28 protein-coding genes are annotated in these 26214 nt (G+C 63.1%); 12 read left to right on the forward strand and 16 right to left on the reverse strand.

Features of this window, described 5'->3' with window-relative positions; genetic code table 11:
• Positions 1-53 precede the first annotated feature (53 nt).
• Entirely contained in the window at positions 54-638 is a 585-nt protein-coding gene (locus QM996_RS05185) for a GNAT family N-acetyltransferase (RefSeq protein WP_500269567.1), read from the forward strand.
• A gap of 17 nt (positions 639-655) precedes the next feature.
• Here QM996_RS05185 and QM996_RS05190 read toward each other — a convergent pair whose 3' ends face one another.
• Together QM996_RS05190 and QM996_RS05195 are read right to left on the reverse strand one after the other, a co-directional pair.
• Positions 656-1303, reverse strand: coding sequence for a hypothetical protein (locus QM996_RS05190; RefSeq protein ID WP_500269568.1), 648 nt, complete (start codon positions 1301-1303; stop codon positions 656-658).
• On the reverse strand, positions 1300-1569 hold the full coding sequence (locus QM996_RS05195) for a DUF3572 domain-containing protein (RefSeq protein ID WP_500269569.1): 270 nt from the start codon (positions 1567-1569) through the stop codon (positions 1300-1302). Before QM996_RS05195 ends, QM996_RS05190 begins: the two co-directional genes overlap by 4 nt.
• A 156-nt stretch (positions 1570-1725) precedes the next feature.
• On the opposite strand from QM996_RS05195, the gene QM996_RS05200 reads away from it, so the two are divergent.
• A complete protein-coding gene (locus QM996_RS05200) occupies positions 1726-2097 on the forward strand; it encodes a response regulator (protein ID WP_003537642.1) in 372 nt (123 codons plus the stop codon).
• Positions 2098-2114: 17 nt separating this feature from the next.
• A complete protein-coding gene (locus tag QM996_RS05205; protein WP_500269570.1) occupies positions 2115-3482 on the forward strand; it encodes a PleD family two-component system response regulator in 1368 nt (455 codons plus the stop codon).
• 580 nt (positions 3483-4062) lie between these two features.
• On the opposite strand, the gene rpmG is transcribed toward QM996_RS05205, so the two are convergent.
• The 10 genes from rpmG to QM996_RS05255 form a co-directional block, all read right to left on the reverse strand.
• Complete coding sequence (gene rpmG / locus QM996_RS05210) at positions 4063-4230, reverse strand: 50S ribosomal protein L33 (protein WP_034795357.1); 168 nt, start codon at positions 4228-4230, stop codon at positions 4063-4065.
• Positions 4231-4323: 93 nt separating this feature from the next.
• Positions 4324-5508 (reverse strand): MFS transporter, encoded by a 1185-nt coding sequence (locus QM996_RS05215; RefSeq protein ID WP_500269571.1) that lies wholly within the window; start codon positions 5506-5508, stop codon positions 4324-4326.
• A gap of 13 nt (positions 5509-5521) precedes the next feature.
• On the reverse strand, positions 5522-6223 hold the full coding sequence (locus tag QM996_RS05220) for an NUDIX hydrolase (protein WP_500269572.1): 702 nt from the start codon (positions 6221-6223) through the stop codon (positions 5522-5524).
• A complete protein-coding gene (locus QM996_RS05225) occupies positions 6220-6675 on the reverse strand; it encodes a DUF983 domain-containing protein (protein ID WP_500269573.1) in 456 nt (151 codons plus the stop codon). Before QM996_RS05225 ends, QM996_RS05220 begins: the two co-directional genes overlap by 4 nt.
• Before the next feature lie 25 nt (positions 6676-6700).
• Entirely contained in the window at positions 6701-9073 is a 2373-nt protein-coding gene (gene rnr / locus QM996_RS05230) for a ribonuclease R family protein (RefSeq protein ID WP_500269574.1), read from the reverse strand.
• 2 nt (positions 9074-9075) lie between these two features.
• On the reverse strand, positions 9076-11742 hold the full coding sequence (gene topA / locus QM996_RS05235) for a type I DNA topoisomerase (protein ID WP_500269575.1): 2667 nt from the start codon (positions 11740-11742) through the stop codon (positions 9076-9078).
• Positions 11743-11973: 231 nt separating this feature from the next.
• Positions 11974-13122 carry a DNA-processing protein DprA gene (dprA, locus tag QM996_RS05240; RefSeq protein ID WP_500269576.1) on the reverse strand — a complete coding sequence of 383 codons (1149 nt, stop codon included), beginning with the start codon at positions 13120-13122 and terminating at the stop codon, positions 11974-11976.
• Positions 13122-13733 (reverse strand): glycerol-3-phosphate acyltransferase, encoded by a 612-nt coding sequence (gene plsY / locus QM996_RS05245; protein WP_500269577.1) that lies wholly within the window; start codon positions 13731-13733, stop codon positions 13122-13124. The genes dprA and plsY overlap by 1 nt, the downstream gene beginning before the upstream one ends.
• A 30-nt stretch (positions 13734-13763) precedes the next feature.
• The gene (locus QM996_RS05250; RefSeq protein WP_500269578.1) at positions 13764-15056 is read right to left on the reverse strand and encodes a dihydroorotase; all 1293 of its coding nucleotides are present in this window, start codon (positions 15054-15056) and stop codon (positions 13764-13766) included.
• A complete protein-coding gene (locus QM996_RS05255) occupies positions 15053-15994 on the reverse strand; it encodes an aspartate carbamoyltransferase catalytic subunit (RefSeq protein WP_500269579.1) in 942 nt (313 codons plus the stop codon). Before QM996_RS05255 ends, QM996_RS05250 begins: the two co-directional genes overlap by 4 nt.
• 157 nt (positions 15995-16151) lie before the next feature.
• On the opposite strand from QM996_RS05255, the gene QM996_RS05260 reads away from it, so the two are divergent.
• Entirely contained in the window at positions 16152-17804 is a 1653-nt protein-coding gene (locus QM996_RS05260; RefSeq protein ID WP_429808827.1) for an acyl-CoA dehydrogenase family protein, read from the forward strand.
• On the opposite strand, the gene QM996_RS05265 is transcribed toward QM996_RS05260, so the two are convergent.
• The gene (locus tag QM996_RS05265; RefSeq protein ID WP_500269580.1) at positions 17786-18721 is read right to left on the reverse strand and encodes an AEC family transporter; all 936 of its coding nucleotides are present in this window, start codon (positions 18719-18721) and stop codon (positions 17786-17788) included. The two genes, QM996_RS05260 and QM996_RS05265, sit on opposite strands and share 19 nt — an antisense overlap.
• Positions 18722-18943: 222 nt before the next feature.
• Between QM996_RS05265 and QM996_RS05270 the strand changes: the two genes are divergently transcribed.
• Together QM996_RS05270 and QM996_RS05275 are read left to right on the forward strand one after the other, a co-directional pair.
• On the forward strand, positions 18944-19099 hold the full coding sequence (locus QM996_RS05270; RefSeq protein WP_500269581.1) for a hypothetical protein: 156 nt from the start codon (positions 18944-18946) through the stop codon (positions 19097-19099).
• Positions 19096-19437, forward strand: coding sequence for a DUF6105 family protein (locus tag QM996_RS05275; RefSeq protein ID WP_500269582.1), 342 nt, complete (start codon positions 19096-19098; stop codon positions 19435-19437). Before QM996_RS05270 ends, QM996_RS05275 begins: the two co-directional genes overlap by 4 nt.
• Here QM996_RS05275 and ruvX read toward each other — a convergent pair.
• Entirely contained in the window at positions 19383-19868 is a 486-nt protein-coding gene (gene ruvX / locus QM996_RS05280) for a RuvX/YqgF family protein (RefSeq protein WP_500269583.1), read from the reverse strand. The two genes, QM996_RS05275 and ruvX, sit on opposite strands and share 55 nt — an antisense overlap.
• Positions 19869-19949: 81 nt before the next feature.
• Between ruvX and QM996_RS05285 the strand changes: the two genes are divergently transcribed.
• The 4 genes from QM996_RS05285 to QM996_RS05300 all read left to right on the forward strand — a co-directional run bounded on the left by QM996_RS05285 (position 19950) and on the right by QM996_RS05300 (position 23152).
• Positions 19950-20654 (forward strand): metal-dependent hydrolase, encoded by a 705-nt coding sequence (locus tag QM996_RS05285; RefSeq protein WP_500269584.1) that lies wholly within the window; start codon positions 19950-19952, stop codon positions 20652-20654.
• Between the two features lie 109 nt (positions 20655-20763).
• Positions 20764-21051: an Asp-tRNA(Asn)/Glu-tRNA(Gln) amidotransferase subunit GatC gene (gene gatC / locus QM996_RS05290; RefSeq protein ID WP_500269585.1), complete on the forward strand. Its 288-nt coding sequence runs from the start codon at positions 20764-20766 to the stop codon at positions 21049-21051.
• Between the two features lie 49 nt (positions 21052-21100).
• Entirely contained in the window at positions 21101-22582 is a 1482-nt protein-coding gene (gene gatA / locus QM996_RS05295; protein ID WP_500269586.1) for an amidase, read from the forward strand.
• A gap of 84 nt (positions 22583-22666) precedes the next feature.
• The gene (locus QM996_RS05300) at positions 22667-23152 is read left to right on the forward strand and encodes a GNAT family N-acetyltransferase (RefSeq protein ID WP_500269587.1); all 486 of its coding nucleotides are present in this window, start codon (positions 22667-22669) and stop codon (positions 23150-23152) included.
• Positions 23153-23209: 57 nt separating this feature from the next.
• Here the strand turns inward: QM996_RS05300 and QM996_RS05305 are convergent, their stop codons facing one another.
• Both QM996_RS05305 and QM996_RS05310 read right to left on the reverse strand, forming a co-directional pair.
• Positions 23210-23464: a YjhX family toxin gene (locus QM996_RS05305; RefSeq protein ID WP_173516218.1), complete on the reverse strand. Its 255-nt coding sequence runs from the start codon at positions 23462-23464 to the stop codon at positions 23210-23212.
• Between the two features lie 177 nt (positions 23465-23641).
• A complete protein-coding gene (locus tag QM996_RS05310) occupies positions 23642-23950 on the reverse strand; it encodes a DUF1294 domain-containing protein (protein WP_500269588.1) in 309 nt (102 codons plus the stop codon).
• 159 nt (positions 23951-24109) lie between these two features.
• Between QM996_RS05310 and gatB the strand changes: the two genes are divergently transcribed.
• Positions 24110-25612, forward strand: a complete 1503-nt coding sequence (gene gatB, locus QM996_RS05315; protein ID WP_500269589.1) for an Asp-tRNA(Asn)/Glu-tRNA(Gln) amidotransferase subunit GatB — start codon at positions 24110-24112, stop codon at positions 25610-25612.
• A 2-nt stretch (positions 25613-25614) separates the two neighbouring features.
• Positions 25615-26115 carry a GNAT family N-acetyltransferase gene (locus tag QM996_RS05320; RefSeq protein WP_500269590.1) on the forward strand — a complete coding sequence of 167 codons (501 nt, stop codon included), beginning with the start codon at positions 25615-25617 and terminating at the stop codon, positions 26113-26115.
• The last annotated feature ends 99 nt before the right edge of the window (positions 26116-26214 follow it).

Consider the following 26214-nt stretch of genomic DNA (forward strand, 5'->3'; position numbering starts at 1 on the left):
ATTGAACATCGCGACCTTACGCTCTAGGCTGGTGAGTCTCAAGGGAGGCTCTGTTGGAAATCACACTCCAGTTCTCACCCGTGACGGCGGATAGTTGGGCGGATTTCGAGCAGCTTCTTGAGCCGAACGGTGCCTATGGCGGTTGCTGGTGCACCGCTTTGCGCCTGCCGCATTCCGTCCGAACTGCGATGCCGGCCGGGCAGCGCAAGGCCTTTATCAAGGCACGCATCGAAGCCGCGCCGCCGCCCGGAATCCTCGGCTATTTCGAGGGAAGGCCGGTGGCCTGGGTTCAGGTTGGTCCTCGCCAGGATGTTCCGCAGTTCAATTCACCGCGCACGGTCGCGCGACCGCTGGAGGACCGCGAGGCGACCGATCCGACGATCTGGGCGCTGAGCTGTCTGTTCATGCAGTCGAAACTACGGGGCAAGGGCTTGAGCCATCAACTCGTGCGCGCCGCGATCGACCACGCGAGAGTGGGCGGCGCCCGCTATCTCGATGCTTGTCCGATCGATCACGCCAAACAGTCAAAGTCAGTCGCCCTTTGGGTCGGCGCTACGACGGTCTTCGAGGCTGCGGGATTCGACATTGTGGCGCGCCGCAAGGATGGCAGGCCGCTGATGCGATTGGATTTGCACTGATGGGAACCGGCGCTGAACTAGCCCTCGAAATGCGCACGAATGGCCGCCGCGGCCTCTGGCCAGTCCGCGGCCGCGCGGATGCCGGCGTCCGGCTTTGGGGCGAGCGCGCGGAACTCCGCGTTAACCATGAGGTTGATCAGCAGGCAGGACGGCGCGTGGCGCTGGACCGACTGCAGGTTGCGGAGAATGTCGTCGACGAAGACCAGCGGAACCGGCCGTCCGGCGTGCAGTTTTTGCACGATCGGTCCCTTCGGCTCCTCGGAGGCAAGCAACGGGTAGGGAAGGCCAAGCCGGTCGAGCAAGGCGCGGCGGACCGCGGTGTGATGCGGCGGCATGGCGGTGAGGAAAACGATGTCCGCTTCCTTCGACAGCGCGGCCAAGGTCTCGACGACCTGTGCGGCCGGCTTCTGCCAGCGATCCTGCGACCCGTAGAAGGAATCAAGCAGGGCTTTGACCTCCGCCTCCGCGAGCGGTCGTTCGTTCGTACGATCGACGATGTTGCCGGTCAAACGGAAGGATCGGGGCAGCAGAACGTGGCCGCAGCCTTCAAGGAAGAGCTTGAACGGATTGATGAATTCGAGCACGACCTCATCGATGTCGCTGACGATCAGCGGGCGCTCTCGAAGCTGGATGCGGTCGCCTGTGGACGCGCCTGGCACGCTCAATCCTCAAATTCCGAATGGCCCGAAAGTGCCGCATGGGCGCGCACCACATCTTCCGGCGCCGTACCGGTCGCCTGGCAGAATGCCATCAGCGTCGGCTCGTGGTCCATGAGAAAGGCAACGAGACCGCCCATGAATCCAGGCTCGGCGATGGCATTGCGCAACGCCGAGGGATCGGTGCCCGTAAGCGCCAGGAAACGGGACAGAAGCTCAGGCTCGCCGGCGAGCCAGGCAAGGATGTCGATGGCGATTTCATCAGCGCTCTTCAATGCTTCGTCCCCGTATGGTTTTTACGTGCGGAGTTACCTATTTTTCAACCAAATAGGCCTATCTCTGAAGTTGAGGAAATGGGTCGAGTCGTCGGCTCTGCAAGTTAAATGTCCTGAGGAGACTTGCAAGGTGACGATGGACAGCAAGGGATCGACATGCCCAAACAGGTAATGATTGTTGAGGACAACGAGCTGAACATGAAGCTGTTCCGCGACCTGATTGAGGCTTCCGGCTATGCGACGATCCAGACGCGCAACGGCATGGAGGCGCTCGAACTCGCGCGCAAGCACCGGCCCGATCTCATTCTCATGGATATCCAGTTGCCGGAAGTGTCCGGTCTGGAAGTGACCAAGTGGCTGAAGGAAGACGATGAATTGCACGTCATTCCTGTCATCGCCGTTACCGCATTTGCAATGAAGGGAGACGAGGAGCGCATCCGCCAGGGTGGATGCGAAGCCTATGTTTCCAAGCCGATTTCCGTACCGAAGTTCATAGAAACGATCAAAACCTACCTGGGCGATGCCTGAGCGGCGGGAAAATTGTTATGACTGCGCGTATCCTTGTCGTCGATGATGTTCCGGCCAATGTGAAGTTGCTCGAAGCCAGGCTGCTCGCCGAATATTTCGATGTGTTGACGGCCAATGACGGCTATTCGGCCTTGGCGCTCTGCGAGAAGACGCCCATCGATCTCGTGCTGCTCGACATCATGATGCCCGGTCTCGACGGTTTCGAGGTCTGCGAACGACTGAAGGCCAATCCGCGCACGGCGCACATTCCCGTCGTCATGGTGACGGCGCTCGATCAGCCGTCGGACCGCGTGCGCGGCCTGAAGGCTGGCGCCGACGACTTCCTGACGAAGCCCGTCAACGATCTCCAACTGATGTCGCGCGTGAAGAGCCTGGTGCGGCTGAAGAATGTCAGCGACGAACTGCGCCTGCGCGCTCAGACGGCGCAGACCATCGGCCTCGAGGACGTCGGCCGCGCGGACCGCCCGGACGAGCCGGGCAATGTTCTGCTCGTCGATGGCCGCGGCTCGTCGCAGGAGAGGCTGCAGCGCGCGCTTGCGCCGATCGCGGATGTCTCGGTGATTTCCGATCCGCAGGCAGCGCTCTTCGAAGCGGCCGAGAACAATTTCGACCTGGTCATCGTCAACGCGAACTTCGACGACTACGATCCTCTGCGGCTGTGCTCGCAGTTGCGCTCGCTGGAGCGGACGCGCTTCATTCCCATCCTGCTGATCGCGGAGCAGGGCAGCGACGAGATGGTGGTGCGCGCGCTCGATCTCGGCGTGACCGATTACCTGATGCGGCCGGTCGATCCGAATGAGCTGATCGCTCGCTCCATGACCCAGATCCGGCGCAAGCATTGCAATGACAGGCTGCGCGCGAGCGTGCAGCAGACCATCGAACTTGCCGTCACCGACGGCCTGACGGGCCTGCACAACCGCCGCTATTTCGACACTCACCTGAAACTGCTGATGGATCGGGCTGCGGCGCGCGGCCGGCCGCTGTCCATCTGCATGACGGACATCGACCGTTTCAAACAGGTCAACGATACCTACGGCCATGATGCCGGCGACGAGGTGCTGCGGGAGTTCGCCAACCGCATCCGCACGACCGTGCGTGGGGCTGATCTTGCCTGTCGTTTCGGCGGAGAGGAATTTGTCGTCGTGATGCCGGATACGTCGGCTGAAATGGCGGCCGGCGTCGCCGAACGCTTACGCATGATTATCGAAAGCTTGCCGTTCCCGGTACCGCAGGCGGATGGTGTTTTGAAGGTGACGGCGTCGATGGGAATCGCGACGCTCAGGCCGGATGCCGATACGGCCGAGGCTCTGCTCAAGCGCGCGGATACGGCACTTTACCAAGCCAAGAACGAGGGCCGCAACCGGGTGGTGGCGGCGGCCGCCTGAGCATTTGGCCGTCCAATCCGGACGCTTCGCGCCCCGGTGAATTTCTTGGGGCCACCTCTTGCGGGTTGCATCTAAAGTTGTATTCTCGCCGCAGCCGATGCTACCGGGGAGTTTGGGTAGCCGCGGCGCCCAGGCCGTGCGCCTGTCTCAGTCTGATACAGAATTAACCATGCGCTTAGCGGCACCGCTTCGCGCATTAAGAATTCGTTGATTTTTTTCCATTTTCAGGTGATGCTGATGAACAAGAGGGCATCGCCTCCTAACATTTTGCTTACCCCATGATGCTCAGGTCCGCCGCATCTCCTGGGTCGTGGGGTCGGTCGGTTGGCTTTTGACGCCTGCGGAATCCTCGTGCCGCAGTCAGAGGCCAGCCGACCCCCTTTGCGAAGCGCCGTCCCATCCCGGGGCGGCGTTTTTGCTTTGGGGGATCAGGCGAGAGGCGCGAGATGGCATGCCTTTCGACCGTCAACTGGACGGTGCCGCGATCGCCGAAAGCCCATGCTCCATGCGCGAGCGCCCAAAAGGAAAGGGCGCCTGACCTTGCGGTCGGCGCCCTTTGATCCCCGGGAAACGGTCGATCTTACTTGATCTTGGTTTCCTTGAATTCGACGTGCTTCTTGACGACCGGGTCGTACTTGGTCTTCGTCATCTTTTCCGTCATCGTACGGCTGTTCTTGGTGGTGACGTAGAAGAAACCCGTGTCGGCTGTCGAAAGCAGCTTGATCTTGATGGTGGTGGCTTTTGCCATGGTCGTCCTGCCTTTGTAACAATGAAAGCCGTGGACAACCGGTTGCGGGCCACGGGCAAGGTTGGCGCGAAACTACAAATCGCGGCCGAAAAGTCAAGGCCGTTTTGGATTCAAAACGATCCTGACCACCGAAAGCGCGACATAGAGAGCGAAAAAGCCGGCGATCGCCCAAGCGAAGCCGTTGTCGCCGGTGACGTCCATCGCGGCGCCGATGACCTGCGGGCCAGCGACCGTGCCGACCGCATAGGAGAACACGAAGGCGGCGTTGGCGGCCGCAAGATCCGCGCCCTGCAGGCGAGACCCCAGATGGCTGAGGCCCACGGTGTAGAGCCCGGAAACGCAACCGCCCCAGAAGAGCAGCACGACCGCCATGAGGAACCAGCTTTCGGCCAGCATCGGCAGACAGAGCGCGCCGATGAGGCCGATGACCGTCATCGCGGACAACAGCGTGCGCCGGTCCTTCACCCGATCGGACAGCATGCCGAGGGGGATCTGGAAGATGAAGTTGCCGATGCCCATCACCGTCAGCAGCAGTGCGGCCTGTGATTCGGTGAAGCCGGACCGGGTACCGAATACCGGGAACAGCGAAAGCCCGCCCGATTCGACCGCGCCGAAGATGAAGACGGCGGCCGTGGCCGTGGGAACGAGGTAGACGTAGCGCAGGAAATGCCGCTCGGGCTTCTCGTCGATGACAGGGCTCTCGTCACGCGCCAGGAAGATCGGCACGGCGGCAAGCAGAATCACGCCCGCGCCGACGACGAAGGGCAGGATGCCCTCGCTGCCGAGGATGGAGAAGAGGAGGGGACCGGTGGCGAAACCGAGCGAAAGAACCGTGCCGTAGATGCCGAGCACAAAGCCGCGCTTGCTTGGTGGTGCAGTCGCGTTGATCCAGAATTCCGAGAGGATGAAGAGCACAGTAATGGCACCGTGGAAGACCACACGCAGCGGAAACCAGAGCCAGAAGCTGGTGATGTAGTAGAAGCCGAAGCCGCTCATGGCGGCGACCAGCACGGCCCACAACATGGTCTGCGCGACTCCGTAGCGATGGGCGACCTTTGTGGTGAACGGCGCGGCCGCCATCGAGGCAAGGCCGGCCATCGCCGAATTGAGCCCGATGAGCGTCGAGGAAATCCCACGCTTCTCCATGATGATGGAGAGCAGCGGCAGACCAAGGCCGATGGCGATGCCAACGGCGCTGATTGCGGCAACGGCAGCGATCAGCGACCGCCAGTGAATATCCCCAACCGGTGCAACTGTACCGGGCGACGGCTGTGACATCAGACGAAGATCCTTAGGGCAACGTGCGGACGAGGCGCCCACGGCGCGCGGCATAGAGTGGCACCGCTCGTTCACAGGGGAGCGACGGATCGGTGTCGAGACTGCTTCTGAGATCCGCAAGTATGATGGCGGTGATGTCAGGTATCCGTAGAGACGGAGAATCGTTCACATCGATCCACTGCAAATCCTGAAGCTCCCGGCTGTCCAGGAAGCGTGTCGGATCGATCCCGGCCTCGTCCGCAAACAAAGCGAAGAAGCGCGTATCGAACCGCCTCGCGTGGCCCGGAGGGGTAATGGCCCGAGCCATATAGCGCAACTTTGCAAGATCGGGAAGAAAGGGAACCGGCGCGGTGGCCGAAGGCGCTGGTTGGCCGACAGCGATGCCGGCCTCTTCGTAGAGCTCACGCAGTCCGGCAAGGGCGAGCGCGCGGGCGCGTGCGTCGGTCAGCTTGCGCGGGCCGGCCGTCTTCAGTGCATGCAGGACCGCCGGGTGAAGATCGGAACCAAAACTGATGCGGTGGTCGCCGGCATCGCGCCGTCCACCGGGGAAGACATAGAGATCCGGCATGAAGACGTGGGCGCTGTGCCGCTTGCCCATCAAAACCCGCACGCGCTTCCCTTGGCGGTCGAGCAGCATGACGGAGGCGGCATCCCGCGGTCTGACAGCCGCGGGACGCTGGCGTTCCTGGACGCCCTGGCTCCGCGCAGACGTCATGCCCTGTCGTCTCGCGGCGGCAGGACATCCTCCGGCGCGTCTTCGTGACCGCCAAAGCCGTGCATCCTCAGCGCCCATTGCAGGCCGATGACGGCACCTTTGACCGGCTGCAGCAGCCCCAGCGAACTGATCACGGTGATCGGCGCCCAGATCGCCAGATGCTGCCACGTCGTCAACGGCAGGATGAGGTCGGTCATCATATAGCCGGCAAGCACGAGGTGGCCGACGATCGTCACGACGATATAGGGCGGGAAGTCATCGGCACGATGGTGGTCCATGCGCTCGCCGCAGGCGGCGCAGGCATCGACGGACTTGACGTAGCTGCGAAACAGCTTGCCGCTACCGCAGGCCGGACAGCGGCCGAGAAAGCCGCGCTTCATCGAAAGGCCAACCGAGCGCTCGTCGCTTTCGCGGCTGCCCAGTTGAAGTGTTTCGCCTGCCGCTGCTTTCATGCCTATTCCTCTGCCTTGCGGGGACCTATCGCCGGCCTCTCGGCGGCCGTGTTCCCGGCTTCTTGCGTGCCACGGTGCGGTCGCGCCGGCCGGACTTGTGGAAGGAGCGCGTCGCCGTCGGCATCTTGCGCCCTTCGCTCAGCATCTCGAACCTGAGCGCACCCGCAAGCGGCACGGCCTCCACGAGCTTGACGCGCACCGGATCGCCGAGGCGATAGCCGAGCCCGGTCTTTTCGCCGGAAAGCGCCTGATGCGCCTCATCATAGATGAAGTAGTCGCGTCCGAGCGTAGATATCGGAACGAAGCCGTCGGCGCCATAGGCGGGCAGGGTGACAAAGAGTCCCGCCTTGGTGACGCCCGAAACGCGGCCGTCGAATTCCTCGCCGACACGGCCATTCAGATGATGGGCGATCAGCCGGTCGACGGTGTCCCGTTCCGCTGCCATGGCGCGGCGCTCGAAGGTCGAGATCTCGGCGGCGATGTCGTCGAGCACGCCCTCTTCCTGCGGCGTCAGTCCGCCTTCGCCGAGACCGAGCGAGGCAACCAGCGCCCGATGCACGATGAGGTCGGCATAACGCCGGATCGGCGAGGTGAAATGCGCATATTTCAAGAGGTTCAGGCCGAAGTGCCCGATATTCTCGGGGCTGTAGATGGCCTGGCTCTGCGAGCGGAGCACCATCTCGTTGACCATCGTCTCGAAGGGTTTTCCCTCGGCCTTGGCGAGAACGCCGTTGAAATGGTTCGAGCGCATGTTGCCGCCCTTGACGAGCGAGATGTCGAGCGTTGCCAGGAATTCGCGCAGGCTTTCCTGCTTGGCGAGCGACGGCTGGTCGTGAACGCGGTAGATCAGCACCTGGCGCTTCTGCTCCAGCGTCTCGGCCGCAGCGACGTTTGCCTGGATCATCATTTCCTCGATCAGCTTGTGGGCATCGAGGCGTTCGGGAACGAAGACACGGTCGACCGTGCCGTCGGGCTTCAGGATGATCTTGCGCTCGGGCATGTTGAGTTCGAGCGGCTGGCGCCGGTCACGCCCGCGCGTGAGGATGCGATAAGCCTCCCAGAGCGGCTTCAGGATCGCGTCGAGGATCGGCCCGGTCTTTTCATCCGGGTTGCCGTCGATCGCCGCCTGCGCCTGCTGGTAGGAGAGCTTCGCCGCGCTCTTCATCATGATGCGGTGGAAGGTATGGCCGGCCTTGCGGCCCTCCTTGGAAAACCGCATGCGCACGGCCAGCGCTGGGCGGTCGACGCCTTCCTTGAGGGAGCAGAGATCGTTCGAAATCCGTTCGGGCAGCATCGGCACCACCCGGTCGGGGAAGTAGACCGAGTTGCCGCGTTTCAGTGCCTCGAGGTCCAGGGCGGTCTTCGGCCGCACATAGTAGGAGACGTCGGCGATCGCGACCGTAACCACGACGCCGCCGGGATTGTCTTCGGACGAATCCGGCTCGGCATGAACGGCGTCGTCGTGATCCTTCGCATCGGCCGGGTCGATGGTGATGAGCGGCAGCGTCCGCCAGTCTTCGCGATGCGCCATGGTGGCGGGCCCGGCGGCATTTGCCTCCTCGATCACCCGTTCCGGGAACACGTGGGGTATGCCGTGCGAATGGATCGCGATCATCGAGATCGCCTTCTCCGAGGCCACCGAGCCGATGACGTTTTGCACCTGGGCACGTGGCAAGCCGTAACGGCCGAGCCGTGCGAGCTGTACCTCGACCAGATCGCCATCCTTGGCGTTGCCGGTGAATTCCGGATCGACGAGCACTTCCTCGCCGCGCTTGTCGATCGGCATCAATCGGCCACCGCCACCGGGCGTCGAGCGGAAGACGCCGAGCACCGCGTCCTTGCGCTTGTCGAGCACCTTGATGATGCGTGCGGTATAGGCAGGTCCACCGCGTTCCTTGGCGGGGAAGATCTTGGCGAGCACGCGGTCGCCGAGGCCGCCAACCGGAACCTTGCCCTTGGCCTTGCCTACGGCCGACTGCTTGATCAGCACCGCCGGGGCGACGCCGTCATCGTCAAGCCATTCGGCCGGCCGGCCGATCAGCTCGCCGTCGACGTCGCGGATGGTGATGTCGAGCACGGTCACCGGGGGCAGGGCGCCCGGACGCACCAGCGACTTGCGCTTCTTCTCGACGAACCCGTCGACTTCGAGTGACTTCAGCAGCGCCTTCAGTTCGACGCGGGTCTCGCCCTTGAGGCCGAAGGCCTTGGCGATCTCGCGCTTGGAGGCGCGGTCAGGATTTTCGGCGATGAAGCGCATCAGCACGTCACGCGGTGGAACCGCGCCGTGGATGATGGGTTCGCTCGCCGCGGCCGATCCTCCCTTGGCCGCGCGAACAGGCTTCTTGCCCATGCTTCTCTTGCCGGACTGTTCGGTCGGGTCGCGCGGTATTCTGGTCAAAATCAGCCCTTCTTGGCCTTGGCGGCCGTCTTCGTCTTGCTCTTGGCGGGTGCCTTGGCTTTGGTCGTCTTCGCGACACCGTCCTCGGACTTTGCCGCTGCCTTGGTCGTCTTGGCCTTGCTTGCCTTGCCCTTCGTCGTTCCGCCCTTGGCGGCGCGCTCCGAAATCAGCGCGAGCGCCTCCTCGACCGTTACCGACTGCGGATCCTTGCCCTTGGGCAGCGTGGCATTGACCTTGCCCCAGTTGACATAGGGACCGTAGCGCCCGTCCCGAACGGTGATGGCGCCGCCTTCCGGGTGCTCTCCGAGTTCCTTGAGCGCGGCGGCTGCCGCGCGGCCACGCCCGGCACCGGCCTTCGACTGCTTGTCGGCAAGAACCGAGACGGCGCGGTTGAGGCCGATCGAGAACACGTCTTCGATCGATTCGAGATTGGCATAGGTGCCGTCATGCAGCACGAACGGTCCGTAGCGGCCAAGGCCGGTCGAGATCATCTTGCCGGTTTCGGGATGCGCGCCGATGTCGCGCGGCAGCGACAGAAGGGCGACCGCCTTCTCATGGTCGATGGTCGATGGCGTCCAGCCCTTCGGCAGGCTCGAGCGCTTGGCTTCCTTGCCGTCGCCACGCTGGACATAGGGACCGAAGCGGCCGCTGCGCAGCGTGATTTCCTCGCCGGTATGCGGATCCTTGCCGAGCGCCTGCGGTTCGTTGGAGACCGCCGCCTCCTGGTCGCCGTTGCTCTCGGAGGAAAGCTGGCGGGTGAAGTTGCACTCCGGATAGTTTGAGCAGCCGACGAAGGCGCCATACTTGCCAAGCTTCAGCGACAGCTTGCCGGTGCCGCAGACCTGGCAGGTGCGCGGATCGCCGCCATCCTCGCGCTTCGGGAAGACCAGCGGCGCCAGTTCCTCGTTCAGCGCGTCCAGCACGTTGGTGACGCGCAGTTCCTTGGTTTCCTCGATCTGCGCGAAGAAATCCTTCCAGAAGTCGCGAAGGACGTCTTTCCAGTTGACCTCTCCGGCCGAGACCTGGTCGAGCTTCTCTTCGAGCGACGCCGTGAAGTCGTAGCCGACATAGCGCGTGAAGAAGCTCTCCAGGAACGCCGTCACCAGGCGGCCCTTGGCTTGCGGCACGAGCTTGCGCTTGTCGTTGGTGATGTAGTCGCGGTCGAGCAGCGTCGTGACCGTGGCGGCATAGGTGGAAGGCCGGCCGATGCCGAGCTCTTCCATCTTCTTGATCAGGCTCGCTTCCGAGTAGCGCGGCGGCGGCTCGGTGAAGTGCTGCGAGGCGTTGATCTTCTGCTTCGCGAGGTTCTCGCGCGCATTGATCTCCGGCAGGCGACCATCCTCGTCACCGTCGTCGCTCTGCTCGCCGTCTTCCTTGGCGTCCGTATAGGCGGCGATGAAGCCGTCGAAGCGGATGACGGAGCCGGTGGCACGCAGGCCGGCGGTCTTGCCGCCATTGTTGGCGGTGATTTCTGCGGTCGTGCGCTCGATCTCGGCGGATGCCATCTGGCTCGCGATGCCGCGCTTCCAGACGAGGTCATAGAGCCGCAGCATGTCGCCATCGAGGAAGCGGCGAACCTGGTCCGGCGTGCGGTTGAAATCGGTCGGGCGGATGGCTTCGTGCGCTTCCTGGGCGTTCTTCGCCTTGGTCGAATAGAAGCGCGGCTTTTCCGGCAGGTAACGATCGCCGAACTGGCTGGAGATCGCCTTGCGCGAGGCCTCGATCGCTTCCGGCGCCATCTGCACGCCGTCGGTACGCATATAGGTGATCAGACCGACCGTCTCTCCGCCGATGTCGACGCCTTCGTAGAGCTTCTGCGCGACCTGCATGGTGCGCGAGGCCGAGAAGCCGAGCTTGGAGGATGCCGCCTGCTGCAGCGTCGAGGTGGTGAAGGGCGGCGACGGGTTACGCTTGACGGGCTTCGCCTCGATGCTGTCGACGACATAGGCGGCGCCATCGAGCAGGGTCTTCAGCCGGTTCGCTTCCTCGCCGTTGCCGATCGCCTTCGGCGCGAGGCGCTTGCCGTCGGCCGAGACGAGGCGAGCCTCGAACTCGTCGCCGCGCGGAGTCTTCAGCAGTGCTGAAATGTTCCAGTATTCCTCCGAGACGAAGCGCTCGATCTCGGCTTCGCGGTCGCAGACGAGACGCAGCGTGACGGACTGCACGCGGCCGGCCGAGCGGGCGCCCGGCAGCTTGCGCCAGAGCACCGGGGAGAGGTTGAAGCCGACGAGGTAGTCGAGCGCGCGGCGCGCCAGATAAGCGTCGACCAACGAGATGTCGATGTCGCGCGGGTGGGCGATCGCTTCGAGAACGGCTTTTTTGGTGATGGCATTGAAGGCGACGCGCTTCACGGGCTTGTCACCGAGCACCTTCTTTTTCTTCAAGAGGTCGAGCACGTGCCAGGAAATGGCTTCGCCTTCGCGATCCGGGTCGGTTGCGAGAATGAGGCCGTCGGAGGATTTGACCGCGTCGGCAATGTCCTTCATGCGCTTCGCCGAGGCGCCGTCGACCTCCCAGGACATTTCGAAGTCTTCGTCCGGGCGGACCGAACCGTCCTTCGCCGGCAGGTCGCGCACATGGCCGAACGAAGCCAGCACCTTGTAGCCAGGCCCGAGGTACTTGTTGATCGTCTTTGCCTTGGAAGGCGACTCCACCACTACAACATTCATCGTCATTTTCTGAGACAACCGGTTCTGGTTCGGGCGTCAGCGCTGTCAGCGCCGTGTGTCGCCTTGTATCGATGCCCCGAAATGGACAGGGATTCGTGCGGGGTCAAGAGGGTTCACCCAAAATAACGATGAGAGGAGGCGATGCAACTCACGCAAGATTGCATGGCGTCCGCAATCTGCAATGGGATGTCCCATCGCTTCGCCGCGGCCGCGGATCACCATCGCGGGCACTCATTCGCTTGTCGTGAGAGACACGAGCCCGCCGGCGTGCCGATCGAGCCGCCCGGCGAGATCGAGTTCCAGAAGAAGCAGGTAGACCTGCGCTGGAGAGAGCCCGGTGTGCCTGACGATGTCGTCCGTCTCGACCGGCGTCGGGCCGAGCGCATTGATGATGGCCGCACGGTCGTTGTCGCTGGTTGTGGTGGGGGCGCTCGATGGCGTGTGCCTCTCCGGTTCCCTGGCGCCAGGCAAGGCTAACTCGAACTGGCTGAGCGGCGCCAGCGCTTCGAGGACATCGCCCGGCGACGTCGTGACGATCGCGCCCTGTTTCAGAAGATCGTTCGTGCCATGGCATCGGGGATCGAGTGGGGATCCCGGAACGGCGAAAACGAGCCGGCCGAAATCGGCGGCATAACGGGCGGTGATCAAGGAGCCGGAGCGCGTGGCCGCCTCGACGACGGCGACGCCGAGGCTGACGCCGGCGATCAGGCGGTTCCGGCGCGGAAAATCGCGGGCCCGCGGCTCCCACCCGAAAGGCATCTCGCTGATCGCGAGGCCGCGGCCCGATGTGATCTCCTCGAGGAGGCCGAGGTTTTCGGGCGGGTAGGGCCGATCCAGCCCGCCGGCAAGTGCGGCGATCGTGCCGGTTTCGAGGCTCGCGCGATGGGCGGCCGTATCGATGCCGCGGGCGAGACCCGAACTAACGACATAGCCGGCGCGACCGGCATCGCGCGCGATCATCGCCGCGAACTTTGCGCCGCTCGCCGATGCATTGCGCGAGCCGACGATACCGAGCGACGGGCGGGTCGCCGCCTTGAGGTCGCCCTTCATGGCGAGAAGAGGGGGAGCGCCGTCGATCTGTCGCAGCGCCGAGGGATAACCCGGCTCGCCGATGCCGACGAAGACCGCGCCGCAGCGTCGCGCCGCTTCCAGTTCCCGTTCGGCCTCACTCACGGTCGCCACGCGGTAGGCCTGCTTGGTTCCTCCGCGCCGGGACAGCTCGGGAAGCGCGTCGAGCGCATTTTCAGCGGTGCCGAAGTGGTTGATCAGGTCCCTGAAGGCGATGGGACCGACATTGTCGCTGCGGATCAGCCGCAGCCAGGAGAGTTTCTGTCGTTCGGTCAGCGCCACTCCGGTTCGTCCTGCGCTGTCCTCAGACATTATTCCTTATCTCCAATCTTGCTTTCCGTGCCGGCGAGCAACCGCTGGATATTGGCGCGATGCTTCACCCAGCTAATGACGGTCATTGCGGCGAAGAGGAGAGCGACCTTCTCGTTCCCTACCGCGTAAAGTAGAACCGGAATGATAGCCGTTGCAACCAGGGCGGACAATGAGGAGTAACGGGTGATTTTCGCCATGGCGAGCCAGATCGCCGCAAAGGCAAGCACCATGACGGGAACGAGGCCGAGGAGGACGCCGATATAGGTGGCAATGCCCTTGCCGCCCTTGAAGCCGAGCCAGACCGGATAAAGGTGACCGAGAAACGCCGCGAAGCCGGCGGCGATGCCTGCCTCGACGCCCCAATAGGAGGCGATGGCCGCCGCCGCCGTACCCTTCAGGGCGTCGAGCAGCAACGTGGCGGCTGCGAGTTTCTTGTTGCCGGTTCTCAGCACGTTGGTCGCGCCGATATTGCCCGAGCCTATCTTTCGCACGTCGCCGAGCCCCGCCATGCGGGTCAGGATCAGCCCGAATGGGATCGAGCCGAGCAGATAGCCGAAGGCGAGGCTCACCAACGTCAAGGGCAGCCCGAGCTGCCAGGAAAATAGATCCACCGGTTCCCCTCCCGCGCGACCGCTTTGGGCTTATGCGGAATGCACAAGCTTGCCCGCAACATAGGTTTGCACAACCCGGCCGGTAAAGCGTGCATTTTCAAACGGCGTGTTCTTGGAGCGCGAAACGATCGCTTCCTTGTAGAGCACCCACGGCTCGTCAAGGTCGAGGACCGCGATATCCGCCTTGGCGCCGGGTTTCAGCGTGCCGGCGTCGAGACCGAAGATGGCTGCCGGACGCGTCGACATGGCATCGATCAGGCGCATCAGCGGAACCTGGCCGCTGTGGTGCAGGCGAAGGGCTGCAGCCGCGAGCGTTTCCAGGCCGATGGCGCCATCGGCGGCGTCGGCGAAGGGCAGGCGTTTGGTATCGACGTCCTGCGGGTCATGCGAGGAGACGATGATGTCGATGGTGCCATCGGCCAGTGCCTCGGCCATGGCGACCCGGTCGTCCTCGCTGCGAAGCGGCGGCGAAAGCTTGAAGAAGGTGCGGTACTCGCCGATGTCATTCTCGTTGAGTGCCAGATTGTTGATGGAGATACCGCAGGTGACGTTGGCGCCGCGTTCGCGCGCGGTGCGGATGGCCTCTGCCGATTCGGGAACCGAAATCTGCGCGGCGTGATAGGCCGCCTTCGTCAGGCCGGCAATGCGCAGGTCGCGCTCGAGCGGGATGATCTCCGACTCGCGCGGGATCCCGGCAAGACCGAGCCAGCTCGCGAGCAGGCCTTCGTGCATGACGCCGTTGGCGCCGAGATACTTGTCGCGTGTCTCAAGGGCGATGACGGCGCCGAATTCGCGTGCATAGGTCATGGCCCGGCGCAGAACCAGCGTATCGTGGATCGACCGCCGGCCATTGGTGAAGCAGACGGCGCCGGCTTCGCGCAGCAGGCCGAATTCGGTCATCTCTTCCCCGGCCAGCCCCTTGGTCAGGGCCGCGGCCGGGTGCACGTTGACGACGGCCTTGTCGCGCGCCGTCTTCTTCACGAACTCGACCAGCGCGATATCGTCGATCACAGGATCGGTGTCCGGCATCGCGATGAAAGTGGTGACGCCGCCGACTGCTGCCGCGCGCGACGCGGATTCGAAGGTCTCGCGATGTTCGCTGCCCGGTTCACCGACGAAGACGCGGGCATCGACGAGGCCCGGGACTGCGGTGAGCCCGGCGCAGTCCTTGACGAAGGCGCCGTCCGGCGCGCCCTGGTTCTGCGCATCGGCGCCAGCAGCCAGGATGCGGCCGTCGTTTCCAACGATAATGGTGCCGACCTCATCAAGGTTGCGCGAGGGGTCGACGATGCGGAGGTTCTTCAGAACGAGTGGTCTGGTCATAGGCGCGGCCCCTGATTCTGCGAGAGAAGCAGCGTTTCCATCACCGCCATGCGTACGGCAACGCCCATCTCGACCTGCTGTTCGATCACGCTCTGCGGGCCATCGGCGATTTCCGAGGCGATCTCGACGCCGCGGTTCATCGGCCCGGGATGCATGACGAGTGCATCGTCCTTGGCAGCCTTCAGCTTCTCCGCATCGAGCCCGTAATAGTGGAAGTATTCGCGCACCGAAGGAACGAAGGCGCCGGCCATGCGCTCGCGCTGCAGGCGCAGCATCATGACGACGTCGGCACCCTTCAGGCCCTCGGCCATGGAGTGGTAAACCTCAACGCCCATCTCGGCGATCCCCGAGGGCAGCAGCGTCGCCGGAGCGACCACGCGGACGCGGGCGCCCATCTGGTTCAGGAGGAGAATATTGGAGCGCGCCACGCGCGAGTGCAGCACGTCGCCGCAAATCGCCACGATGATGCGTGAGAGCTTGCCCTTGGCGCGGCGGATCGTCAGCGCGTCGAGCAGCGCCTGGGTCGGGTGCTCGTGCTGGCCGTCGCCGGCATTGACGACGGAGCAGGAAACCTTCTGCGCCAGCAGCGCCGCGGCGCCGGCCGAGGAATGGCGCACGACCAGCACATCCGGGTGCATGGCGTTCAGCGTCATCGCCGTGTCGATCAGTGTCTCGCCTTTTTTCACCGAGGAATTGCCGACCGACATGTTCATGACATCGGCGCCGAGGCGCTTGCCGGCGAGCTCGAAGGAAGACTGCGTGCGGGTCGAGGCTTCGAAGAAGAGGTTGATCTGCGTCAGGCCCCGAAGCGTAGAAGTCTTCTTCTCTCTTTGACGGGAGATTTGGACGGCTTCATCGGCGCGGTCGAGCAGATAGGTGATATCCTGCTCCGTGAGCCCCTTGATGCCGAGCAGGTGGCGATGCGGGAAAGTGATCATGGGCCGCCCTTGCGCTCTGGAAATGTGGTCGCTCTATAAGACTTGGCCCTCGGCACGGCAAGGCTTGGGCGTCACCGTCCGCAGAAAACTTGCAACGGCGATCCTATCTTTTTCGCGCCCCGTTCCGTGGTCGTAAAACTTGCGCTAGAACCGGCCCATGAATCAGATGAACCGGACTGAACAGAAACTCGCCGAGCTGAACCAGCCCAAGCCCTGGTCCGGTGTCAATGCCTATCGCTCCGACCCGCTGGTGGTGGACATCACCTCTGGCATGAGCAAGACGCTGCGCGACGAATTCGACCTGCTCGGCCGTTACGTCACCTCGCCGGAAGCACAGGAACTGGCGCGCATGGCGAACGAAGGTCCGCCGAAGCTGAAGACGCATGGTCCGCGCGGCGAGCGTCTCGACGTCGTCGAGTTCCACCCGGCCTGGCATGCGCTGATGCGCCGCTCGATGTCTTCGGGCCTGCACGCGTCCGCCTGGGAGAATCTGCCGGATGAACGCAACCAGTCGCACAAGACCCGCGCCATCCGCTTCTATCTGACGGCCCAGCTCGAATGCGGCCATCTCTGCCCGCTGACGATGACGAGCGCTTCGCTTGCCGCGATCACTGCGTCGCCGGCGGTCCAGAAGGAATGGGCGCCGAAGATCCTGTCGCGCAAATACGATTCCACCAACCGCCCCTGGATGCAGAAATCGGCGGTCACCGTCGGCATGGGCATGACCGAGAAACAGGGTGGCACGGACGTGCGCGCCAACACTTCTACGGCGGAACGCGTGGGCGAGGGCATCTACCGGCTCAACGGCCACAAGTGGTTCATGTCGGCGCCGATGAGCGACGCCTTCGTCATGCTGGCACAGACGCGCGACGGCCTCGCCTGCTTCCTCGTGCCGCGTCTCTTGGAGGACGGCAGCGCCAACGGGCTGCGTTTCCAGCGGTTGAAGGACAAACTCGGCAACCGCTCCAACGCTTCGTCAGAGGTCGAGTTCTCCGACACCTTCGGCTTCATCCTCGGGGCACCGGATGCCGGCATACGGACGATCCTCGACATGGTGACGCTGACGCGCCTTGACTGTGCGCTGGCATCCGCCGGCATGATGCGGGCCTCGCTCGCCGAAGCCGTGCATCACACACGCGGCCGCAAGGTCTTCGGCAAGCCGCTCGTCAGCCAGCCGATGATGACGCGTGTGCTGGCCGACATGGCGCTCGATGTGGCGGCGGCAAGCGCGCTTTCCTTCCGTCTGGCCGAGGCTTTCGACAAGGCGCGCAGCAGTTCGGAAGACGCGGCCTATGCGCGGATCATGACGCCGGTCGCGAAATACTGGGCCTGCAAGATCGCGCCGGCGCTGATCTATGAAGCGATGGAATGCCTGGGCGGCAACGGCTATGTGGAGGAGCGCGCGCTGGCGCGTCACTACCGCGAGGCGCCGGTCAACGCCATCTGGGAAGGCTCCGGCAACGTCATGGCGCTGGACGTGCTGCGCGTGCTCGCCAAGGGCAAGGACCTCTTCGAGCAGCTCTTCGTCGTTCTGGCGCGCGATCTCGGGCCGTCCGGCCGCAAGACGATCGACGTGCTGCGTGCGGCCATGTCGCTCTGCGAACGCGACGAGGGAGCGGCGCGCATGCTGGTCGAGCAACTGGCGCTCGCAGGAGCAGCCGCCGAGCTTTACCGCCTCGGTGCCGGCCGCATCGCGGACGCGTTCCTCGAATCGCGCCTGGCTGCCGGATGGCGCTCGACCTACGGCATGCTCGATTCGCGCTTCGATTCCGCCTACATCCTCGATCTTCTCTATCCCCCTGCGGCGTAAGCCGTCAGGTAGAGGACGAGCGGTATCGTGAAGAACGAGACGACCGTCTGGATCGTCGCGACTGCCGCATAGAGTTCGGCGTCGCCATCCATCTGTTTGGCCAGCAGATAGCCGTTCATCGCCGTCGGCACGGCCGCGCCAAGCGCGATGACGAGCAGGGCGTCGCCGCGAATGCCGAGCAGGTAGCTCGCGCTCACCATGAAGACCGGCATGACGATCAGCTTGAGGAAGACCGCGAGCAGCGCCGTCGCGCTCGGCGTTAGTGCATCGGAAGCGCGCAAACCCGCCCCGACCATTACCAGCCCGAGGCTGAGCGAGGCGCTTGCCAGCATCTCGATCGTGGTCATCACGGGGCCGTAGACCTTCAGGCCGACCGAGTTGACGAGAATGCCGAGCACCGAGGCGACGATCAGCGGATTGGTGGCGATCTTGGCGAAGAAGCGCCTGAAGTCACGATGGCCCCCGCCGAACCAGACCAGCACGCCGATGTTGTAGAGATTGATGGGGATGATCACGAGCGTCATCACCAGGGCGGTCAGCGTCAAGCCGATCGGGCCGTAAAGCTTCTGTGCAATTGCCAGCGCCATGAAGCCGTTCCAACGCGTCGCGGTCTGGAAGACCGATGTGAAGGAGGCACCGGACACCTTCCGGTCGCGCAGAATTGGCCAGAGCAACAGCACGAAGGCCGACATCAGGCTGACGCTGCCGACCGTCGCGATGGCCGTCGCGTCGGCTCTAAGGCCGGCAAAGTCTGCCTGGGCGAGCGTCGAGAACAGAAGGGCGGGGAACAGGATGAAATAACCAAACTGCTCGAGCCCGAGCCAAAGGCTCTGGTCGACGAATGTCGAGCGCTTGAGCCAGGCGCCGAGCAGTACGAGCAGGAAGATCGGGAGGATGCTTTCAAAGACGACGGTCATGGAGGAGGACCTGCGAGGGGGAGGGATATCGCTACCCGAATTCCGCTGAGACCGGAATGGGCTTGCGGCATGGTGAAGAAAAATCGGAGCGCGGCCCCATCCAACGGCACGAAAAGACCAGCCCTGTGCAAATTAACCTTAACAAATGGTTTACGTTGCACGTCTTCCCCGCAAGGAGGAAATTGACCAGGCATTTCAACAGAATCCGGATGGAGCAGTTCGGTGAGAACTGGCCTTTTGATCATCATGATGATGTTTTTCGCCGGACTGGCGATGGATATTGCGGTCCCAACGACGATCCTGCTCGCCTTGTTGCTGGCAGACCGCGCCATATATCCGCTGGTCTACCGCCGCATTTCGGAAAGGGGAGCCGCATGAAGTGGTTTCTAATCCTCTGGGCCTGCCCGGTCGTGTTCCTCACGTCGTGGTATGGTCTCTCCTATTACGACATGAGCTTCGGCTTCTTCATGCTGACGCGGCAGACCCACGATCTCGTGTTCCAGGTCTACGGCCATGTCCTCGGCATTCCGCCGGAGACGATCCCGCCGCTTGTCGCCCGCGCAATCGTCTTCGATAGTTTCGTGGTCTTTGCCATCATCGGTTTTCGCAAGCGCCGGGAGATCGCAGCCTGGTATCGCCGTCATTTCGGTGCCGGCAAAGCTCAGTCCGAGAGGGCGTCCCTTTCAAGCGACGTCAGCCTGTCGAGCGCGCCCTGAAGAATGAAGGAGGCGGCGGCCGAATCGATGCGTTCGGCCCGCTTCCGTCGCGAAACGTCCATCTCGATCAGCACGCGCTCGGCCGCAACGGTAGAAAGTCGTTCATCCCAGAAGATGAAGGGCAGCGGCGTTTTCTGCTCCATGTTGCGCACGAAGGCGCGGGTCGCCTGACAGCGCGGTCCCTCGCTGCCGTCCATGTTGACGGGGAGGCCGATGACGAAGGCGGCGACCTTTTCTTTTTCCGCCACTGACAACAGTGCTTCCGCGTCCACCCCGAACTTGACCCGGCGGATCACCTCGCGGGGGGTCGCGAAACGGCGGCCGAGATCGGAGACCGAGAGACCGATCGTCTTGGTGCCAAGGTCGAGCCCGGCGATCGCCTGGTTCTGATGAAGCTGGGATGCCAGCTCTTCGATGGTGAGAATTGCCATGTCCGTGTCGATTCGATCTTTGCGCGGAGGGTTGTCTGTTCCATATGCTGTTCCGATACGCAAATCATCAGGGAGAAAGTCATGAAGATCAAATGGCTCGGCCATTCCGCCTTTCACGTCGAGACGGCAAAGGCCAAAATCCTCATCGACCCCTTTTTCACCGGCAATCCCGCCTTCCGGGACGAGGAGCGCAGGGGCGCGACCGCCGGCCTCACCCACATCCTCCTGACCCATGGCCACGGCGACCATGTCGGCGATACGGTTGCGATCGCCAAGGAGACAGGGGCGACCGTCGTCGGCAACTTCGATCTTTGCATGTGGCTCGGCAGGCAGGGCGTCACGAAAATGGAGCCGGGCAACACCGGCGGAACGATCCATCTCGGCGACTTTTCCGCAACCTTCGTCAACGCGCTGCATTCCTCGGCGCAGATCACCGAGGACGGCGTCTCCCACTCGCTCGGCAACGCCAATGGCCTGGTGCTGCACTTCGACGACGAGCCGACGCTCTACCACATGGGCGACACCGACATCTTTTCCGACATGGCGTTGATTGGCGAACTGCACCAGCCGGAGATCGGCATCGTTCCGATCGGCGACCGTTTCACCATGGGTGGCGCGGTTGCTGCACTCGCCTGCCAGCGCTTTTTCAAGTTCTCGACGGCGATCCCCTGCCACTACGGCTCGTTCCCGATCATCGACCAGACGCCAGAGACCTTCGTTGCCGGTATGGAAAGTGCATCCACCAAGGTGGAGACGCCGCAGGTTGGCGGCGTCGTCGAGGTCTGATGTTGCTCCGGGCCTTTTGACGTGAGGCCCGGTACTCCGGCAATTCCCCCGTTGCGTGGCTGGCCGTGCGCCATTATAGCGGGGGAAGTTCCAGTTACCGGAGACGATCATGTCCGTAGACCTTGCCACCGTGAAGCGCGTTGCGCGCCTTGCCCGTATCGCCGTCAGCGAAGAAGAAGCCGAGCGAATGATGGGCGAACTCAACGGCATCCTCGGTTTCGTCGAACAGCTCTCCGAAGTGAATGTCGATGGCGTCGAGCCGATGACTTCGGTCACGCCGATGGAGATGAAGAAGCGGACGGATGCCGTGTCGGACGGCAGCAAGGCGGACGACATCGTTGCCAATGCGCCGAATTCCGATCGCAATTTCTTCCTCGTTCCAAAGGTGGTCGAGTAACCTCCGCCTGCCGCCCCGACGTTCCCGATTGCGAAAGCCCGATTTCATCATGACCGACCTTACCAGCCTCACGATTGCCGAAGCCCGCGCAAAACTCGCCGCCAAGGAAATCACCGCCGTCGAACTGACGGACGCCTATATCAGCGCGATCGACGCCGCCAACGAGGCGATCAATGCCTATGTCGCCGTAACGCCGGACAAGGCACGCGAAATGGCCAAGGCCTCGGATGCGCGCATTGCCGCCGGCAAGGCCGGTGCACTCGAAGGCATCCCGCTCGGTATCAAGGACCTATTTGGTACCGAAGGCGTGCACACGCAGGCCTGCAGCCATATCCTCGACGGTTTCGCGCCGCGCTACGAATCGACCGTTACCCAGAACCTCTGGAACGACGGTGCAGTCATGCTCGGCAAGCTGAACATGGACGAGTTCGCCATGGGTTCGTCGAACGAGACGTCCTACTATGGTGCCGTGAAGAACCCCTGGCGCGCCAAGGGCTCCAACATGGATCTTGTTCCGGGCGGCTCCTCCGGCGGTTCTGCCGCGGCGGTGGCGGCACATCTTTGCGCCGGCGCCACGGCAACCGATACCGGCGGTTCCATCCGCCAGCCGGCCGCCTTCACCGGCACTGTCGGCATCAAGCCGACCTATGGCCGCTGCTCGCGCTGGGGCGTCGTCGCCTTCGCCTCGTCGCTCGACCAGGCCGGCCCGATCGCCCGTGACGTGCGCGATGCCGCCATCCTCCTGAAGTCGATGGCAAGCGTCGACACCAAGGACACGACTTCGGTCGATCTGCCGGTGCCGGATTACGAAGCCTCGATCGGCAAGTCGATCAAGGGCATGAAGATCGGCATTCCCAGGGAATACCGCGTCGACGGCATGCCGGAGGAGATCGAGGCGCTCTGGCAACAGGGCATTGCCTGGCTGAGGGAGGCCGGCGCCGAGATCGTCGACATCACCCTGCCGCACACGAAATATGCCCTGCCGGCCTATTACATCGTCGCTCCGGCCGAGGCTTCCTCGAACCTCGCCCGCTATGACGGCGTGCGCTACGGTCTGCGCGTCGACGGCAAGGACATCGTCGAAATGTACGAGAAGACGCGCGCCGCCGGTTTCGGCCAGGAGGTCAAGCGCCGCATCATGATCGGCACCTACGTGCTTTCGGCCGGCTACTACGACGCCTATTATCTGCGGGCACAGAAGGTCCGCACGCTGATCAAGCGGGACTTCGAGCTGGCCTTCCACGCCGGCGTCGATGCGATCCTGACGCCCGCCACGCCGTCCTCCGCCTTCGGCATTGCCGACGAGGATCTGGCATCCGATCCGGTCAAGATGTACCTGAACGACATCTTTACGGTGACGGTCAACATGGCGGGCCTGCCCGGCATCGCCGTTCCCGGCGGGCTTGACCACAAGGGCCTGCCGCTTGGCCTGCAACTGATCGGCAAGCCGTTCGAAGAAGAGACGCTGTTCAAGACGGCGCATATCATCGAGCAGGCGGCGGGCCGCTTCACGCCCACCAAGTGGTGGTAAATTCTGATGGCGGTGCCGGGCAGGCACCGCCATTCTGCTTCTGAGGCACGCACAGCCACTCTTGTCGCGGAAGGAGCCCGCGTCATGCCCTTCATCCGCCATGCTCGCGTCGGCGATATCGAGCGGTTGACGGCGATTGGTATCGCCGCCTGGCAATCCGCGATTGCGGGTCTCGCCGACAGCGAGAAAATGCGGCATGTGGCCGAAGCCTCGTTCTCCCGTTTTCTTTCCGATCACTGGTTGTCCGTTCTGCTGATCGAAGCGGAAGGCGACATTCGCGGCTGGGCAGCGCGCGAAGATTTCGACAACGCGATCTCCGACCTGTGGATCGAGCCGGCAGACCAGGGCAGGGGCTTCGGCGCGTTGCTGCTTGGTGAGATCGAGCATCGCGTCGTTGCGGACGGGTTCGATGCTGTCACTACCAGGACGCATGCGCGCAACGGCCGTGCAGTGACGTTCTTCCGCAATCGCGGTTTCGACGTGAACTGGCTCTCCACCGCCTACGCGCCGCAACTTGACAGCGATGTTGAGTTCATCGGTCTTCGCAAAGTCCTCAATGTGCGAGACTAAAAACCGCTCACCTGTGCCGGGCATCATTCGACGCCCGGCATCATCGGTTCTTACCGCTCAGCGGTTGTTGAGTTCGGCGCGCACCAGCTGCAAGCCGCGTTCCGTGATGCGATAGGGCTTGCCGCCAGAGGACGAGATCGCCTTCTTGCGCTTCAGCTTGCGGAAGAGCTCCAGGTCAAAACCAGGATAGACCCAGCCGTCACGGGTGAAGCATCGAATTTCGATGATCGCCTTGCTTTCGCGGGTGACTTCGATGCGGCCGCCCTGGGCCAAATGATGAAGAATGCGCTGTTCGGCGCGTGAGATGTCCATTTCTGAATGTTCCGGAAAAGCGTTCGTATGAACGCAGGAAACCGTTCCGCAAATCACTGGGAATGCGGGGCGACGTTTCCGGCCCGTGCGCGCAATCAAAGGGGATTGCGGGGACGGGCCCTTACCGGGACTCAGACGAAGAAGTGAACATCAAAACTCCAGAAAGACGACGCTTTCCTAGAAGACGCTTGCGAGCACGTCAAGGTGCCCGTGCAACGCCAGGGTGCCGACAGTCGCGGCAGCCAGCTGGAAAACGATGATGAGCGCCAACCGGGTTCGAAACGGTTCCTTGCGCGTCTTGTGGCGAAATATGTGCCGGGCAGCCATCGCACCAGGACTTCCGCCGAGGAGAGAGATTGTCAGCAATGTCTGCTCGCTGACGCGCCAACGGCCCGCGCGCGCAGCCCGTTTGTCAAACCAAAACAGCCCGAAGCTTAGGATGTTGATGTAGGCTGCGTACAATGCGAGTGCGGTTACGGTCGACATTGGGAAATCTTGGCGCAAGGGTGCTAAGCGGTGGTTAAGCGGCGCTTCGCATTCGCGGTTGCACAGAGATAGACGTCAGATGACGCCGAACAACTTGCACCGGTGAACCAATTGTTCTACCGAGAAACCAAGAATTCAGGCTTCAAAGAAGAGCATGATATGAGCATTGTCGACGTCCGCACCCCCGATCCGAAACGCTTCATTCCCGGCGCCACCGGCGACTGGGAAGTCATCATCGGCATGGAAGTCCATGCCCAGGTGCTTTCCAATTCGAAGCTGTTCTCGGGTGCCTCGACGGAGTTCGGCAATGCGCCGAACGCGAACGTTTCGCTCGTCGACGCCGCCATGCCCGGCATGCTGCCCGTCATCAACGAGGAATGCGTGAAACAGGCCGTGCGCACCGGCCTCGGCCTCAAGGCTACGATCAACAAGCGCTCGATCTTCGACCGCAAGAACTATTTCTACCCGGACCTGCCGCAGGGCTATCAGATCTCGCAGTTCAAGGATCCGATCGTCGGCGAAGGCAAGATCATCATCTCGATCGGGCCGGATCGTCAGGGACAGTTCGAAGACGTCGAGATCGGCATCGAACGCCTGCATCTGGAACAGGATGCCGGCAAGTCGATGCACGACCAGCATCCGTCGATGTCCTATGTCGACCTCAACCGTTCGGGCGTCGCCCTGATGGAGATCGTCTCCAAGCCCGACATGCGCTCGTCGGACGAGGCGAAAGCCTACATGACCAAGCTGCGCTCGATCGTGCGCTACCTCGGCACCTGCGACGGCAACATGGACGAAGGCTCGATGCGCGCCGACGTCAACGTTTCCGTCCGTCGTCCGGGCGAAGCCTTCGGCACGCGCTGCGAGATCAAGAACGTCAACTCGATCCGCTTCATCGGCCAGGCGATCGAATATGAGGCACGCCGCCAGATCGGCATCCTCGAGGACGGCGGCGTGATCGACCAGGAGACCCGTCTGTTCGACCCGAACAAGGGCGAGACCCGATCCATGCGCTCCAAGGAAGACGCGCACGACTACCGTTATTTCCCGGACCCGGACCTGTTGCCGCTGGAATTCGACGACGCTTTCGTCGAAGCACTGAAGGCCGACCTGCCGGAACTGCCGGACGACAAGAAGGAGCGGTTCGTTCGCGACCTTGGCCTTTCGGTTTACGATGCGTCGGTTCTCGTTTCCGAGAAGTCGATCGCGGACTATTTCGAGGCGGTAGCCAAAGGACGCGATGGCAAGATTGCTGCGAACTGGGTCATCAATGACCTGCTCGGCGCCTTGAACAAAGCCGGCAAAGCCATTGAAGAGACTCCGGTTTCGCCGGCACAGCTCGGCGGTATCATCGACCTCATCAAGGCTGAGACGATTTCCGGCAAGATCGCCAAGGATCTCTTCGAGATCATCTGGAACGAGGGTGGCGACCCGGCCGAAATCGTCGAAGCGCGCGGCATGAAGCAGGTGACCGACACCGGCGCCATCGAAAAGGCTGTCGACGAGATCATTGCCGCCAACCCCGATCAGGTTGCCAAGGTTCAGGCCAAGCCCTCGCTCGCCGGCTGGTTCGTCGGCCAGGTGATGAAGGCAACCGGCGGCAAGGCCAACCCGCAAGCCGTACAGGCGCTGGTGAAGGCCAAGCTCGGCATCGAGGAATAACGATGTTCTTCGTGCGCACGGCCAGCGAGCGCGACCTGGAAAAGGTGCGCGCCCTGCTGATCGAAACGTGGCACGCGACCTACGACACCTTCTATGGCGTCGAGAAGGTCAACGAGCTGACAGAGCGCTGGCACTCGCTGCCGGCGCTGAAAGCCCGGCTTGCCCGTAAGAACGCCGAATTCCTGGTGGCCGATGACGGCCGCCAGATCGGGGGCATGGGCTTTGCGGCGATGTCGGACACGCAGCCCAAGACCGCCGTGCTCCATCAGCTCTATGTGCTGCCGAAATTCCAGCGGCAGGGCATTGGCCGCGACATCTTCGCCGAGCTCGAGACCTGTTTCCCCGATGCCGAGCGCATGCGCGTCGAAGTTGAGCCGCAGAACCTGCATGCGCTGGTGTTTTACCGGACGCATGGCTTCTCAGAGATGGGCAAGACGGCCAATTGCGGCGACGAGCAATCCGGCCTGCCGGCCATCATCCTGGAGAAGCGGCTTCTCGGCTAGGCGATGGCTTCGGCCGCCTGAAGTTTCGTGTGCCTGTGGAAAACCGCGGGAGGTGCGGAGCCTTCATCACGCCGCTACCTCTCGGTATTTGGTCCGCTG

The organism is Sinorhizobium chiapasense, assembly GCF_045277575.1.
GTDB classification, from domain to species: domain Bacteria; phylum Pseudomonadota; class Alphaproteobacteria; order Rhizobiales; family Rhizobiaceae; genus Ensifer; species Ensifer chiapasense_A.

Bases quoted from the DNA above. Each gene is read 5' to 3' on its own strand.
- QM996_RS05205 (WP_500269570.1), top strand. From the start codon at position 2,115: ATGACTGCGCGTATCCTTGTCGTCGATGATGTTCCGGCCAATGTGAAG.
- QM996_RS05265 (WP_500269580.1), bottom strand. From the start codon at position 18,721: ATGACCGTCGTCTTTGAAAGCATCCTCCCGATCTTCCTGCTCGTACTG.
- gatA (WP_500269586.1), top strand. From the start codon at position 21,101: ATGACCGACCTTACCAGCCTCACGATTGCCGAAGCCCGCGCAAAACTC.
- gatB (WP_500269589.1), top strand. From the start codon at position 24,110: ATGAGCATTGTCGACGTCCGCACCCCCGATCCGAAACGCTTCATTCCC.
- rpmG (WP_034795357.1), bottom strand. From the start codon at position 4,230: ATGGCAAAAGCCACCACCATCAAGATCAAGCTGCTTTCGACAGCCGAC.
- QM996_RS05260 (WP_429808827.1), top strand. From the start codon at position 16,152: ATGAATCAGATGAACCGGACTGAACAGAAACTCGCCGAGCTGAACCAG.
- QM996_RS05310 (WP_500269588.1), bottom strand. From the start codon at position 23,950: ATGTCGACCGTAACCGCACTCGCATTGTACGCAGCCTACATCAACATC.
- QM996_RS05300 (WP_500269587.1), top strand. From the start codon at position 22,667: ATGCCCTTCATCCGCCATGCTCGCGTCGGCGATATCGAGCGGTTGACG.
- QM996_RS05305 (WP_173516218.1), bottom strand. From the start codon at position 23,464: ATGGACATCTCACGCGCCGAACAGCGCATTCTTCATCATTTGGCCCAG.
- ruvX (WP_500269583.1), bottom strand. From the start codon at position 19,868: ATGGCAATTCTCACCATCGAAGAGCTGGCATCCCAGCTTCATCAGAAC.
- QM996_RS05225 (WP_500269573.1), bottom strand. From the start codon at position 6,675: ATGAAAGCAGCGGCAGGCGAAACACTTCAACTGGGCAGCCGCGAAAGC.
- QM996_RS05320 (WP_500269590.1), top strand. From the start codon at position 25,615: ATGTTCTTCGTGCGCACGGCCAGCGAGCGCGACCTGGAAAAGGTGCGC.
- QM996_RS05215 (WP_500269571.1), bottom strand. From the start codon at position 5,508: ATGTCACAGCCGTCGCCCGGTACAGTTGCACCGGTTGGGGATATTCAC.
- QM996_RS05200 (WP_003537642.1), top strand. From the start codon at position 1,726: ATGCCCAAACAGGTAATGATTGTTGAGGACAACGAGCTGAACATGAAG.
- QM996_RS05275 (WP_500269582.1), top strand. From the start codon at position 19,096: ATGAAGTGGTTTCTAATCCTCTGGGCCTGCCCGGTCGTGTTCCTCACG.
- QM996_RS05250 (WP_500269578.1), bottom strand. From the start codon at position 15,056: ATGACCAGACCACTCGTTCTGAAGAACCTCCGCATCGTCGACCCCTCG.
- QM996_RS05255 (WP_500269579.1), bottom strand. From the start codon at position 15,994: ATGATCACTTTCCCGCATCGCCACCTGCTCGGCATCAAGGGGCTCACG.
- dprA (WP_500269576.1), bottom strand. From the start codon at position 13,122: ATGTCTGAGGACAGCGCAGGACGAACCGGAGTGGCGCTGACCGAACGA.
- gatC (WP_500269585.1), top strand. From the start codon at position 20,764: ATGTCCGTAGACCTTGCCACCGTGAAGCGCGTTGCGCGCCTTGCCCGT.
- QM996_RS05285 (WP_500269584.1), top strand. From the start codon at position 19,950: ATGAAGATCAAATGGCTCGGCCATTCCGCCTTTCACGTCGAGACGGCA.
- QM996_RS05220 (WP_500269572.1), bottom strand. From the start codon at position 6,223: ATGACGTCTGCGCGGAGCCAGGGCGTCCAGGAACGCCAGCGTCCCGCG.
- topA (WP_500269575.1), bottom strand. From the start codon at position 11,742: ATGAATGTTGTAGTGGTGGAGTCGCCTTCCAAGGCAAAGACGATCAAC.